General features: G+C 72.0%; 6 protein-coding genes. 1 reads left to right on the forward strand and 5 read right to left on the reverse strand.

Translation table 11 applies throughout. The features are described 5' to 3' along the window. Positions 1–110: 110 nt before the first annotated feature. The gene (locus V6V89_RS20940) at positions 111–9,044 is read left to right on the forward strand and encodes a toxin glutamine deamidase domain-containing protein (protein ID WP_334620872.1); all 8,934 of its coding nucleotides are present in this window, start codon (positions 111–113) and stop codon (positions 9,042–9,044) included. Positions 9,045–9,051: 7 nt separating this feature from the next. Here V6V89_RS20940 and V6V89_RS20945 read toward each other — a convergent pair whose 3' ends face one another. The 5 genes from V6V89_RS20945 to xylB are packed head-to-tail and all read right to left on the reverse strand — an operon-like array spanning position 9,052 to position 14,167. After that, positions 9,052–9,513: a hypothetical protein gene (locus tag V6V89_RS20945; RefSeq protein WP_334620873.1), complete on the reverse strand. Its 462-nt coding sequence runs from the start codon at positions 9,511–9,513 to the stop codon at positions 9,052–9,054. Between the two features lie 29 nt (positions 9,514–9,542). Next, complete coding sequence (locus V6V89_RS20950) at positions 9,543–10,973, reverse strand: hypothetical protein (protein ID WP_334620874.1); 1,431 nt, start codon at positions 10,971–10,973, stop codon at positions 9,543–9,545. Beyond that, positions 10,970–12,025 (reverse strand): SUKH-3 domain-containing protein, encoded by a 1,056-nt coding sequence (locus V6V89_RS20955; protein WP_334620875.1) that lies wholly within the window; start codon positions 12,023–12,025, stop codon positions 10,970–10,972. The genes V6V89_RS20950 and V6V89_RS20955 overlap by 4 nt, the downstream gene beginning before the upstream one ends. Next, the gene (locus tag V6V89_RS20960; protein WP_334620876.1) at positions 12,022–12,747 is read right to left on the reverse strand and encodes a YwqJ-related putative deaminase; all 726 of its coding nucleotides are present in this window, start codon (positions 12,745–12,747) and stop codon (positions 12,022–12,024) included. Before V6V89_RS20960 ends, V6V89_RS20955 begins: the two co-directional genes overlap by 4 nt. Positions 12,748–12,769: 22 nt before the next feature. Beyond that, complete coding sequence (gene xylB, locus V6V89_RS20965; RefSeq protein ID WP_334620877.1) at positions 12,770–14,167, reverse strand: xylulokinase; 1,398 nt, start codon at positions 14,165–14,167, stop codon at positions 12,770–12,772. Position 14,168: the final 1 nt, after the last annotated feature.

The following is a 14,168-nucleotide window of genomic DNA, read 5'->3' on the forward strand; positions in this document are numbered from 1 at the left end:
CCCAACCAGCAACAGATCACGAACCGGTAGCGCCACGCCCGGGCAACGACCTCTTACAATGGCGAGACTCCCGACGATCCGACCGACCCGATCCGACCGAAAGGGTGAGCGTGGCCGAGTCCCAGGACATCCTGCTCGAGATTCGGGAGTTCTTCCAGAGTCTCGACGAGTGGATTCCGGGTGCCGGCAGCTTCTTCGTCGAGAGCGTGCTGATGTTTCCCGAGGCACGCCACGACCGGCTCTTCGATCTCGCCGACGCGTACCAGAGCGCCGCCGACCTGTACGCCGATCACCTGGAGGAGATCCGCCCCTACCTGACCGACCTCCAGGCGTGGCAGGGCGACGGCGGCGCGCAGGTGACGCACCAGCAGCTCCAGGCGTACTTCGACGAGATCAGCAGCATGACGGAGGCGATATCCGCTCTCCAGCAGACCGTGCACGGCAAGGCGCTGGAGATCGAGATGGCCGTCTACATGGCCATCGTCAACCTCATCATGGTCGGCATCGCGCTCGTGCAGCTGCTACTCACCTTCTGGACTGGCATCGGCGCGATCAGCGGCGCCGGGGCGATGGCCACCGGCCGCTGGGCGATCATCCAGGTGATGAAGAAGCTGCTCCAGCGGATGTGGGAGCAGACCATCAAGGCGGGTATCCGCCGCACCATCGACGCCGGCGTCAAGGGCGCCGCCAGGACCGCCCTCAGGAGCGGCCTGATGTATGCCGGCTTCATGGGCGTGACCAAGGGTGGCATCACGCTCATCCAGGCGGCGGAGGGCCACGACCCGTTCACCGAAAACTGGGGCAACAGGTTCGCGCGCGAGATCTTCGACGGGTTCATCGCCGGTGCCCTCGGCGGCCCGCTCCAGATGGGCATCCAGAACCGCCTCGCGGGCGGCCTCGCCTTCATGGGCGGCCAGTTCGGCAGCAACGCCCTCCAGCTCGGCCGGGACCGGCTCATCGACCTCATGGGCGGCACCGAGTGGGCGCAGCGCAACGGCCTGTACAGCGGCATGACCTGGGAGGGCATGAAGCACGGCATGACGCCTGCCGCGCTGTTCGGTGCGATGATCACCGACTTCGGCGGGTACGGGCGGGCCGGGCTCAGGGCTGACATCGCAACCTGGCGCGGCGACGCCAACCTCTTCGGCGGCGCGCACGGCCTCGACGGCGCCGGCCTGCCGGGCGCGCTGCCCGACGGCGCCCGTGCCGAAGCCCCGGCTGGCGCCCACGCTGAAGGTGCCGGCACCGGCACCCAGACGCTCGCACCGCCCAGCCACCTCACCGAGGGCGCGCCGCAGCAGCAGGGCGGGCAGCAGGGCGGCACCGGAAACCGCGGCGGCACCTCGACCACCGGCTCCGGCGGCACGTCCGGCACGGGCTCGACGGGCCGGGCCGGCGACGGCGCGACATCCGGCTCCGGCTCGTCCCGTGACACCGGCTCGTCCCGTGACACCGGCTCCACTCGCGACTCCGGCTCCACGCAAGACGGCGGCACCGCCCGCGACACGGGCTCTACGCAGGACGGCTCCACTCAGGACGGCGGCACGGCCCGCGACGGTTCCACCTCGCGGACCGACGACGGCGGCACGACGCGCACGGACGACGGCGGGTCGACCACGCGGACGGAAAGCGACGGCGGCGGTGCGCGCGAGCCGGTGCGCGCCGAGCCCACGCCGGACGGCCCGCGCGCCGAGACCGCCACGCCCGACCAGGGCCGCGCCGACACCGCGCCGCCCGACGGCACGCGGGCGGAAACCCGCGCGCCGGAACAGGTCCGCGCGGACGCGCCACCGCCCGACGCCACGCGAGGCGAGCCGGTACGCGCGGAGCCGACCCAGGTCGACCCTGTCCGGACCGACGCGACCACTCCACACTCGACAGCCGACGCGGGCGCTCCACATTCGACTGCCGATGCGGGCGGAGGTCGCGCCGACGCGGGCACCCCGCACAGCACCGCCGACGCCGGTGGCACGCGCGCCGACAGCGGGTCCACTCCGGACGGCAGCCGCTCGCCGGAGACCCGCGCCACGCACGACGGTTCCTCACCGGACGGCGGTCCGCTTGTCGACGGCCGACCGCCCGCCGACGGCACGTCCTCTGTAGATGGTCCACGCGCGACAGACGGCACACGCGCGCCTGATCCCCTCGCCCACGACGGTGGTCCCGCCCGCGACGGCGACAGCACCGGCCCGGCGACCCGCGAAGACGCGCCCGTCGGCGCCCGCGACGGCGGCGACCCACCCGGCGGCGATCCCGTGGCCACCGCTCCCCCGGACGCCGGCCGCGCCGACGCTGGGCGCGCTGACGGGGGTCGGGCCGACGCGGGCCAGCGCGCCGATGCCGGCCGCGCCGACAGCGGGCGCAGTGAGAGTCGCTGGTCGGAGTGGCGCCAGCGCTCCGAGGCACGGGCCGAGCAGCAGTTCGGCCGGGCGGTCGGCGACAACTTCGGCGGTCGTCCCGCGGGCCGCGGGGGCGAGGCAGGTCCCGGCCGGCTCACCCCCGAGATGGTGCAGCGCGCGCTCGACACGCCGCCGGACAGGCTCAACGCGTACGGCAACCGGCTGCGCGACTTCGTCGAGCAGCACTTCACGCACGTCGACGAGGCCACCGGCACCCGCCGCCCGATGGACAGCGACGCCATCGACGCGCGCCTGCGCGAACTGCGCGGCGACGCGCCCGCCGGCACCCCGCGCGACTCCTCTCCGGAGGACGCGCGCGAGGACTCCGCGGCACCGGAGAACACGCGCGACGGCGCACCTCGCCAGGACCCCGCAACGACCCCCGAACGGGTGGCCACCCCCGACGGCCCCCCAGCCCGCGACAGCGCCTCCACCCGCGACACGCCACGTGTCGATGACGCCCCGGGCCGCGATACCACTCGCGCCGACGACGGCACGGCCCGCGACACCGCGCCGGACCGCACCGACGACGGGCCCACCAGCCAGGATCGGGCCGAAGACGGGTCGAGCCATGACCGCACCGACGACGGCTCCAGCAGTCAGGATCGAGACGGCGCAGACCAGGACGCGTCGACCGGCGGGTCCATCCGCCCACGGGACAACGTCAGAGCGTGGGATTGGGCCGAGGGGGCGTACGACCGGTTCCGAGCAAACGACGCCGACGTCGTCGATATCGCCAACAACCTCGCCGACGTGCCGCGATCGAACGGCGAAACGGGCTTCACGCGCGCTGAGATCGAGCAAGTCAAGCGGCACCTGATGTTTGAGGAGCACCTGCTCGACGACTACCAAGGAGGGCACGTCCGCCAACGGTTCGACGCCTCACCCGACCAAGCTGAGGCGTGGATCAGGCTGCGCGAGGGAAGACCCTTGGAACCGGACCTCGTGATGCTGGAACACGAGCTGGCCGAGTCGAACTATCTACGCGCCCATCCCGGGGCGTCGTACAAAGAGGCGCACGATTTTGCGAACACGCTCCACGACTGGAGCCGGAACATCCCGGAACGGACCGGGGAGAATCTAGACAACCTGTGGGGAGGGGATCGATCTCATGGGAATACTGGTGTACTTCGAGAAGGTCCGGGAAGACAAACAGGAGGTGGAGTACATCTTCGGGTATCCGGAGATGGACCGGCACCTGGTCATCCAGAAGGACACACAGACAGATCGGCCGCTGGACGGGAAGGAGGACGTCCACTTCCGGTCGGCCGCGATGGGGATATTCAAGCGACACCACCGCAGCGGGACATGGCCGGACGGGGGGACCTGGGCGTCCTAGACGGCCCCACTCGCAGCGAACCAACCGCAGACAGCGGCGCGGCCCGCGACACCGCCGCACGCGACGACGCTCCCGCCCAGGACAGCCGCGCGCGCGAGGACGCGCCCCCACACGAAGATGGGGCTGCTCGTGATGACGCGCCCGCGCGGGACGATGGCGCCCGGCGGGACGACGGCGCTGCCCGGGATGATGGGGCCGCGCGGGACGACGGCGCGGCGCGGGATGACGCGCTGGTGCCGGATCGCGGGTCGCGGGCGGACGAGCCGGGTGCGGTGGCGCCGGTACGCGACGCGGGGCCGGGGCGCACCGATCCTGGCGATACACCACGCAACCGGCTCATCGACCGGGTCAAGGCCCGCCTGCACGACCTCTTCGGCCGGCAGGAGCAGCTCAATCACGAGCAGGCGCTGCGCGACCAGGCCGTCCGCGACCAGTACCACGAGGAGATGCGCCAGGCCCGGGAGCGCATCGCCCAGGCGATCGAGGGTGATCCTCGGGTACGCCAGGCCCGGTACGAGACGCAGCAGCAGCGCTGGGCGGAGCAGCACGCCCGCGCGGAGGTCGCCGCGAGGCAGGCCGAGGCGCAGACCGCCCGCGCCGACGAGGCGCACTCGCGGCAGCAGGCGCAGCAGCTGCGAGACTGGGCCAACCAGCTCGACCCGGCGAACCCGCACCGCAACGGGCTGATCCACCAGGCCGACCAGGCGACGGCGCACGCCAACCAGCGAGCCATCGACGCGCAGCGAGCGGATGCCGAGGCGCAGCAGGCGCACCAGCGAGCCGAGGACGCGCGCACCAAGGCCACCGAGTCCAACAACGCCGCTGACAAGATCACTCGGGATCTGTACGGCGAGAACAAGCAGGCGTGGAAGTGGGCGAACGAGCGGCTCGAACAGGGCTACGCCCTCGTCGGCCGCGACCACCGCGGCCCGGACGTATCGGCACTCACCGGACGCGGTGACCCGCCGCCCGTATGGGCCAACCGCCCATACGGGGAGAACGGCGGCCTACGGCACCCGCTGGCCGTCGACCAGGGCCGGCTGGAGAACGCCCTCCGCGACCCGAACGGCGGGTATCAGCGCACGCCCGACCCGAAGGGTCCGTGGCTCAAGCTGGTCAACGCGTTCGGGTTCCACGTCGACCCGACGCGCACCCAGAACTGCCTCGACACCGTCGCGGCGCTGTTCGACACGTTCGTGCACGGCCGGCCCACGGTGGCGGCGCCGCGCACGTTCGACGGGTACTCGGACGGCAACCCGCACCTGCCATTCGCGGGTGAGCGCGGTGGCCCCGGCCGGATGGAAGACCTGACCGGTGGCCGGTACCAGTCGGTGGTCAACAACGTGGCGGGGCAGCACCCGTCGCAGGCGCTGCCCAGAGTCGACGCCGGGTTCGACAGCATCCGCCAGCAGCTGCTGGCGGGCGGTCACGGCTCCTTCGCGTCGATCATCACGGGATGGCGGGGCGGCGGCTCGCACGCCTGGGCGGCGGTCAACTACCAGGGCGTCGTGCACTTCATCGACCCGCAGGCCGGGACCGTCGTGACGGCGGTCGACACGCCGCACGGCACGCAGTACGTCGACGCCGACACCGGGCAGGTCGTCCAGAATCCGATCCACAGTCGAAACCAGATCACGGCCATGGACGCGCTGGTGGTGGACGGCAACGCCCGGCCCATGCCGTTCGCCGACCGGCCCGCCGGCACCTGGAACGACCGGCCGCTCACCCCGGAGTACCTGGCGAACCAGCCGGCGGACGTGCGCGCCACACAGGGCGCACACGCAGAGCACGGCACCGCCCGCGCCGAGTTCGACCAGGCTCGGGAGCAGACCGACCTCGCGAACAAGGCCCGAGCGGACGCGCAGCAACACGCCAACGACGCGCAGGCCGCGCGTAACCAATCACAGGATGCCGCGAACCGCGCGGCCACCCACCGGACCGACCGCGACGCGGCGTGGAACGAGGGCAACCGCCACGACCAGCTCGCGCAGCAGCACGACGCCGCGGCACGCCAGTGGGCGGAGAGCCAGGGCCGGGGTACACCGGAGCAGGCGCGCCACGCGGAGCAGATGGAGCGGCACCACCGCGAGCAGGCGCAGCATGCTCGGCAGGAGGCCAACGCGCACCGCGTCCGCGCGCACGAGCACGACGGCCTACGCCAGCAGGCGGAGCTCCAGCAGCAGCGGGCGACCGAGGCGGCCAGCAACTTCGAGAACCGGCGCCACTACGCGGAGCAGGCTGCCCAGCAGCACGAGCAGGCCGCACGAGCGCACGAGCAGCGCGGGCAGCAGGCCGAGGGCCGGTACGGGCAGCACGTCGACCAGGCCGCGAACGCCCACGACCAGCAGACCGCCCAGGCGAAGGCAGAGGCCGCGCAGCACCGGCAGCAGGCCGCTCAGCACCCGCCGAACGACCCCGTCCGGCAGTTGGAGGAGGGGCGCGCCCAGCACCAGGACCGGATCGCCGAAGCAGCGGAGAAGGCGGCCAGCCAGTACCGGGGCGCGGAGCACTACCAGCGCTCCGCCGAGGCGCACGACCAGCGCGCCAACCAGCACTCGCAGGCCGCCGAGTCGAGCCGCCAGCACGCGGCACGCGACACCCAGGCGGCACACGCCGCCGAGCAGCAGCGCGCGGCCGCCGCCGAGCGCGCCCGCCAGTGGGATCCGGTCGACCCCCAGGTGGCCCAGCAGCACCGGGCCGAAGCCGCCCAGCACGCCCAGGCCCGCGACGACGCGGTCGCGCGCGCGGCTCAGCATCGCCAGGACGCGCAGACGGCAGAGCAGACGGCCGCCGCCGAACGAGCCGAGGCGGCCAAGGACCGGGTCACTCGCGACCAGTTCCAGGACGCCGCCGAGGCGTGGCACAGCCAACTGCGCAACGAGCGGCTGACCGACCCGGGCGCACCGGGGACAGCACGCGAGCCGTTCAACCGCGACAACCTGCCCGAGAACCTGCGCGACCGGTACGACGCGTTGCAGGACCAGCGCGCCCGCGAGCAGTTCGAGCGGTTGTACGACAAGGCGGGCGAGCGGTTGGAGACCGCGCTCGACAACATGGAGCGGAAGGCAGTCCAGGACGGGCGCACGCTCGAAGACTCACTGATCGACAAACACGAGGCCGAGGCGGCGAAGCAGGCCGCCAGGGAGGCGATCCAGCCGCCGCCACCCGACGTCCTGCACGAGATCGACAACCAGCTCCGTGCCGCCGACGACGTGCGCAGCCGGATCGAGGACTACGCACGCGCCCACCCGGAGGTGCGTGGCACCGAACGCTTGTTGTCCAAGCTGGACGACGAGGTCAAGGCGTTGCAGGCCGAGCAACGTGGCGAAGGCAAGCCCAGCGTGAAGAACGCGCTCAGCCACGGCAACAACATCCGGGGTGTCGAGGGCGAGCTGATCCTGGCCGAACGGTCCCACGGTGTGGTGGAGGTCGGCCTGCCGATCCAGGTGCGTGGGGCGGACGGCACTCTACTCAAGACCGACGTCGATGTCGTGGCCGACGGCGGGCGGGTGTGGCGGGACGCCAAGAACTACAACATGTTCGGTCCCGGCAGCAAGAACGTCGACAAGCTCCTCGAGCAGATCGACACGCAGTTGCGCGCCATCGCGGCCGGTACCGCGCATCACCTCGACGGCCAACCGCCGCGGCTGGAGTACCACTTCACCCGCGGCGTGGATCCGCAGGTGGCGGCGATCCTGGAGGCGCACCGGATCCACGACCCGGTGACGGGCGCCGAGCTGCCGCACCGCGTACACGTCATCGACGGCACCCGCCCCGTCGACGCCCCGCCGCCTCCCGACGGCCCCCGCCCGCCCGACGGGGGTTCGACGCCACCTCCGCGCCCGGAGGCGCCGGAAGGTGCACCGCACGCCGACCCGCCCACCGGCCCGCCGCACGCGGAGCCGCCCGGCGGCCATCCGGAGACGCCAGCGGGCGCGGTCAGGTCCGACCTGCCCCGCGCGATGGCGGAGGTGCGGCCGTACTTCCCGCACGACTGGGTGCAGGTAAGCGGCGAAACGCTGCGTATCTCGTCGCCGGATGGCAACACCATCGCGATGCGCCTTGAGGTCGGCCCGGTCGCCGACGGCTGGACCACCTCCCGCTTCGACTCCCAGGCTGGCGAGCACGTCATCCGGATCTCCGAGACGATTGGCCGCGAAGACGTCGTCCGGGCGCTGGTCGATCGAGTGACCACTGTGGTCGCCGTCGAGACGGGCGGGCGCCCCGACGCCGGCGGACTCCGGCAGTTGGATGTGCTCGCCACTGAACAGGCTCGCGTGCAGCACCAACTGAAGCACGGCACCGACGCGACCCCCGCGCAACGGGAAGCGTGGACGCAGGAGGACGCGCGGCTGACCCGCGAGTTCCGGGCACAGGCCGAACGCCTCGGCATCCTCGACCCGGAGCACCGCACCGACCCGGACCCGGCCACGCAGGCTCGCCGCGACGAGGTGTGGGCCGAGATGTCCGACGGCGCCCGAGCCATCGTCTCCACGATGGCTGATCCCGACAGTGTGGTTGGGGCCAGCTCGAAGGCCCGCTCGTTCCTGCCGATGTCAGACGAGTTCCGGACGCCATACGAAGCCATCGACAACTTCAGCTACTACGCTGAAACGCATCTTCCGCCGGAGCTTCGGCAGCGCTTCGAAAGTGAGATGCTGCCCCAGATTCGCGAGTTCCAGAAGGACGCCCTGACGCAGTTCAAGGCAATGTACAAAGAGTTCTTCCCATCGACGTCCGCAGAGCGCGCGCTCCCACCGGACATCGACGCGGCGGCCCGTGCCGGGGTGCAGCCGCTCGTCGACCGCACCGAGGCCATGCTGGGCGAGATCCGCGACTGGGCCGAGCGGAACGGGATCGAAGAACTACGCGACGCCGGATTCGATCGAGCCGTCGAGCTCGGCGAACAGGCGTGGCGTGCGCGATACGAGGAGTACCGAACGGCGATCAACGAGGTCGTCGCGCGTTTCGACTACATGGGTGAGCCGCTCGGCTATATCGGCAGCATGCAGGACGGCATGCGCGGACCGCACAAGGCCATGGCCCACGCCGACCTGCGCGCCTTCGACGTGGACCTGTATGTGATCCATCAGGCGGAGTTCGACCGGCTCTACGACTCCGTCATGGAGAACGCACCGAACCAGATCAGCCGCGGCAAAATCTTCCCGGACCCGGACAACGCCGATGTGGCACCCGAGCTGAATGATCTGGGGAAGCGCATCGTCCGGAAGCTCGGTCAACTCTTCCCTGATAACCCCGACATCAAGGATTCAATGGTCGTTCTACGCCGCGAACCACCATACTGACCCACAGCTATCCTTCGATGTCGACGACTTCCCCGTCGAACACATTGAGTGACACTCGCCGTTCACCGACGCGGTAGCGCTGGTAGATCTCACCGTCCTTGACCGACTCGTAGTCCAGCACGGCCACTGCGTTGGCTTGGTGAAACACAGCCAGTACGTCGTCAAGGCGCGTCGACAACCAGCGGTGCTCCAGCCGACTCGCAACCGGCTCGGGCAGCTCGAAGGGGAGCCGGTCGAAGGACAGGCGGAGGGAATGCAGGAGCAAATTTTCGTCACCGGCGGGGTCGCCGAGGCGGCGCCTCAACCTCAACGACAGGCTGCCGTATCGGTAGCGTTGGACGTTGTCGTCACCCTGGATCCACCTGCTGCTGTCCGGCGGACCAAGGAGCTGCACCACCTCAACCGCCGTCATGCCCTTCCGGAGCGGCCCCAGATCGCCTGTCTGGGAGAACTCGATGAGTGCGTCCACGTAGGCGACTCTACCGATCTCACGTCAGGTCAGGAGAGCGCGGACAGTTCGGCCTCGCGGGACGCGGGAGCGACGCCGAAGAGGGCCGTCTCCACGGTCAGGCGGGCCTCGGCGTTAGCCACGGCGACCGCCCGGACCTCTGGCGACGCCGACGCCAGGCGGGCAGCGCGGCGTGCGGCGCCGGAGGCGTCGGTCTCGCCGGGCGCCGGGCGGGCGGCCAACGCGTACTGGCCAGCCAGCGTGTGCCACAGGGCCGACGTCTCGTCCACCACGGTGTCCGTCGGGGCCGGGCCCTGTGCGGCGAGCAGCCCCGCCGTCAGGGTGTCCGGGTCGCCGTACCCCGCTGTCAGCAGCGCGTCCACCGTCTCGCACGCGATTCGCCACGCGACCAGGTAGTCGGGCCACGACTCGGTGGCGAGCACCGCCGCGTACCGGGCGATCGCCTGGCCGAGCATGGGTTGCACGGTCGCGACCGCCGACAGCGGCAGCATGGCGACCAGCCCCTCTGGGACCGGCGGGCGGGCTTCGAGCCGCCATCCCGGTGGGAGCGGGAAGATGCGGCGGGCCGACACGTACCGCTCCAGCGTCGAGCCGGCCAGGTCGACGGGGTGCACCTCGCGGGTTACCCGGTCGACGATCCAGCCCGGCTCGTCGTACCGGATGGTCTCGGTGTCGCCTGGATACGTGATCGGGCCGCCCAGCGGCCGGATCGCTGAAGGCGGGACGTCCCAGCGCACCTGGTACACCAGCTCGGTGCCGGTGACCACGAACCCGGGGTCGCCCTCGACGAATAACCGGTGCGAGCCGAACGGCTCCTTCGCATGCTTGCGCACCAGCTCGATCGCCTCGGCTGGGCTGCCGACGGGCGGTGGGAGCGGCTCGGGTGGTGGGCCGGGCGGCAGCCCGCCGGGCGGGAGGAGCGTGGGAGGGATGCCCGTGGACAGGGCGGCCACCTCGGCGTCGTTGAACGCCAGCGCGGGCCCGAGGGGCATCCCGGGGCCTTGCTGCGCGGCGCCGGCGAAGGCGCGTTCGAGGATCGCGGTGGCGCGCAGCAGTGGCGGCAAGGCGGCGAGCTGCCGGACGTAACCGTCGTTTTCGATCTCTCCGCGCAGGCCGGCGGGGGCCATGGCGAGCACCATCGCCGCGGTCCAGTCGAGCGGGCGGCCCCGCGCCGACAGCGGTGACCGCGGCCCCAGCAGTCCGTTGTCGTACCAGGGCAGCGCGACCGCGGCGGCCAGCAGTTCTGGGTCTGGCGGTGCCTCTTTGGCGAGGGTGAGCGCGGTGTCGACGCCGATCCGCATGATCGTCGGGTGCCACGGCGCTGTTGGCGGCTGGCCGTGCAGCGCCAGGTCGAGCAGGTCGAGCACCAGCGCGTCGAAGCGGTCGCGGTCGGAGCGGTGCAGCGCCTTGACGAGCTTGCGGCGGTGCTTACCCCAGACGTCCGCAAGTGTGCCTTTCACGGCGACCCGGCGAAGAGGTGGCCGCCGGCGACCGGCAACTCGTCACGGGGCGCCACCCCATAGTCCATCTTGTCGGTCAGGTACAGCAGCTCGAAGCCCTGTTCGACTAGCGCGTCGCCGTCGATGGTCACCACGTCGTACGCCCGGTCGACCACCGCTTGCAGCAAGGTGGGAACGCGTCGCACATGCAGGAAGGCCGCGTCCAGGTCGGGCGCGAGCCCGGCGCACGCGTTGCGGAATGCCTCCTGGACCTCCTGACCATCCCGCTCGCGGTAGGCGTGCTGCTCGAAGGCGAGCACGAGCACCGTGCAGTTCTCAACCAGGTCGAGCAGCCGCACCTCGCAGCTGTGCCCGCCCCACTCCACCCAGAACGTGCCAGGGGCGGTGTCGGTGACCCGAGGCACGGTGCCGATCCTGCTGAGCAGGCTGGGAAGCAGCACGTAGTGCAGGTTTGCCGGGGTGCGGGGCAGGTAGAAGGCCGCACCGATCGGACGCTTCAAGCCCCACTGCGGAAGCAGGTCACCCTGCGCCAGCTCATCGGGCGGCGGCGGCAGCCAGTCGGGCTGGTGGATGCCGCCGGTGCCGAGCAGGCGGGGCGCCCGGCCGGTGACGAGCGTCTCCAGGGCCTCGTCGAACGTGTCGCCGAGCAGCCACTCGCCGACAGGGTCGATGGCGATCACCGCACCGGTGTCTGCGATGGCGAGCACCGCCTCGTCGTCCCCTTCGACGCCGATCGGGTAGAGCCGGGTGCCCAGTGCGCGACCGGCGTCGATGAGCGTCTCGACGCTGTGCGCGGCGATCGTCGGGTCGATGGCGAACGGGCGCGGGCTGACCTGCAGCCCTTCCCGGTCACCACCGACGACCAGGCCACCGAACTCCGCCAGTACAGGATCGGCGGCGAACGAAACGGTCAGCTTGCCGCCAAAGACGCCGCTCTGCGCGGACACCGCGCGCCGCATCTCGGTGAGGACCTCGGCGTCGAGCTTGCGGCCAGGATGCCAGCCGGCGTCGCGTAGCGCGGCCTCGACGTCGGGTGCGAAGCGCCCCCTCATACGGCGTCCTCCGAAGGGGGCTGGAGGGCAAAGCCGAAGTGGAGCAGCAGTGCCTGGCACGACACGCACGGCGACGTGGGCTGCCCGCCGCTGGGGTCGCCGGGTTCGCGGACGCGGTACGTGACCAGGTCGGCGCCGCCCAGCAGGCCGGTGCGGGCATCGTCGAGGGAGATCGGCGCCTCGCCGGACAGCGCGCGGCGGGCGTCTTCGGCGTGCAGGGCGTCGGAGAGCGCGGCCACCTCGGCACACCGGTCGCTGCCGCGTTCGCGGTATCGCACGGGCAGGTCGTCGAGGAACTCCCGCACCAGAGGGTGCAGGTTGGGAGTGCCGTCTCCCTTCATCGTCTGCGCCATCCGCATGCGGCCGCGGCGCAGCCCCAGGTGGGTGACGTCGACGGGAAAAGAAGCGCGCACCCGGTCGTGACGTGCCCGGACCACCGGATCCCAGCTCAGCGGCGCGGCCGGCGTCTCAAGACGGAACGCCCGGTACTGCTCGGCGACCTCCGGGATCGGGGAGGACGGCCAGTACGTCAGCTCGCCGTTTTCCTTGTCGATGACGATCCGCCCGGAGCCCACGTCTTCGGCCGAGCCCATCGGCAGCACCCGCGAGAAGACGTACCCCAGGTCGAACTCGTGCACCTCGTAATCGCGGGCCACGCCAACCGAAACGTCCTGGTTGACCCATGGCGCCGCGATGAGTTCCGCCTCCCACCGGTCGACCACGGCACCACCCTATACGGCCGGGTCAGGCGACTCTGTCCAGGATGTGGTCGCGGGCCGCGGCGTACCGCTCCCGGATGTGCGGCGCGGGCTTCGCGTCGTACTGCGGGGCCGCGCCTCCGGTCCAGGCCGGCGGTTCCGCACCGCCCACCGCGATCCACGCCGCCTGCCGGGCCGCCCCATCGGCGACGTACTCGCCTGGCGGCGGCACGACGACCGGGCACCCGAAGATCTCGGGCGCGATGCGGCGCACCGCCTCGGACCGGGCCCCGCCGCCGACCAGTACCACGCGGTTGACCGTGGAGCCCTGCGCCACCAGGGCGTCGAGCCCGTCGGCGAGGGCGCACAGCATGCCCTCGACGGCCGCCCGGGCCAGGTGCGCCGGTGTCGAGGTGCCGAGCGTGAGCCCGTGCACGGAGCCGGTCGACAGTGGACGGTTGGGGGTGCGCTCGCCCTCCAGGTACGGCACGAGTACGAGCCCGTCGGCACCGGCTGGTGCGCTCAGCGCGAGGCGGGACAGCTCTTCGTGGTCGACGCCGAGCAGCGCGGCGGCCGCGTCGAGCACCCGGGCGGCGTTGAGCGTGCACACCAGCGGCAGGTACCGCCCGGTGCAGTCAGCGAATCCGGCCACGATGCCGGTCGGGTCGGCCGCCGGGGTGTCGGCGACGCTGAAGACGGTGCCGGAGGTACCGATGGAGACCACGACATCGCCGGGCAGGGCACCGGCGCCCAGCCCCGCGGCGGCGTTGTCGCCCGCCCCCGGACCGAGCGGCGCACCGGAGGGCAGCCCGCCCGCCGGCTCGGTCGGGCCCAGCACGACCGGCACCACCGGCTCCCGCTCGAACGCGTGCCGGAGCAGGTCGAGGCGGTACGCGCCGGTGGCCGCCGACCAGTACCCGGTGCCGCTGGCGTCGCTGCGGTCGGTGCGCAGCGCGTCGAGCCCGGGCGCGCCGGCGAGCTTCCAGGTCAGCCAGTCGTGCGGCAGGCAGACGGCGGCGGTGCGGTCGGCGGCGTCCGGCTCATTGCGGGCCAGCCACCGCAGCTTGGTGATGGTGAAGCTGGCCACCGGTACGAGGCCCACCGCGTCGGCCCACGCCTGGCCGCCGCCGAACTCCTCGATCAGCTCGTTGGCGGCACCCGCCGAGCGGGTGTCGTTCCACAGCAGTGCCGGCCGGACGACCTCGCCGTGCTCGTCGAGGCAGACCATGCCGTGCTGCTGCCCGGCCACCGCCGCGGCGGCGACGTCGTCGAGCCCGCCGGCCTGTGCGACGGCCTCCTGGAGCGCCGCCCACCACGCGTCGGGGTGCACCTCGGTGCCGTCCGGGTGGCTGGCCCGCCCCTCGCGGACCAGCTCTCCGGACTCCGCGTCACGGACGACGACCTTGCAGGACTGGGTGGACGAGTCGACGCCGGCGACCAGCATC

This window comes from Micromonospora sp. CPCC 206061 (genome assembly GCF_036906915.1).
Lineage (GTDB): Bacteria > Actinomycetota > Actinomycetes > Mycobacteriales > Micromonosporaceae > Phytohabitans.

What these genes read in the sequence shown, in the direction of transcription:
- V6V89_RS20955 (WP_334620875.1), bottom strand. Translation starts at nt 12,025, where the DNA reads ATGAGGGGGCGCTTCGCACCCGACGTCGAGGCCGCGCTACGCGACGCC.
- xylB (WP_334620877.1), bottom strand. Translation starts at nt 14,167, where the DNA reads ATGCTGGTCGCCGGCGTCGACTCGTCCACCCAGTCCTGCAAGGTCGTC.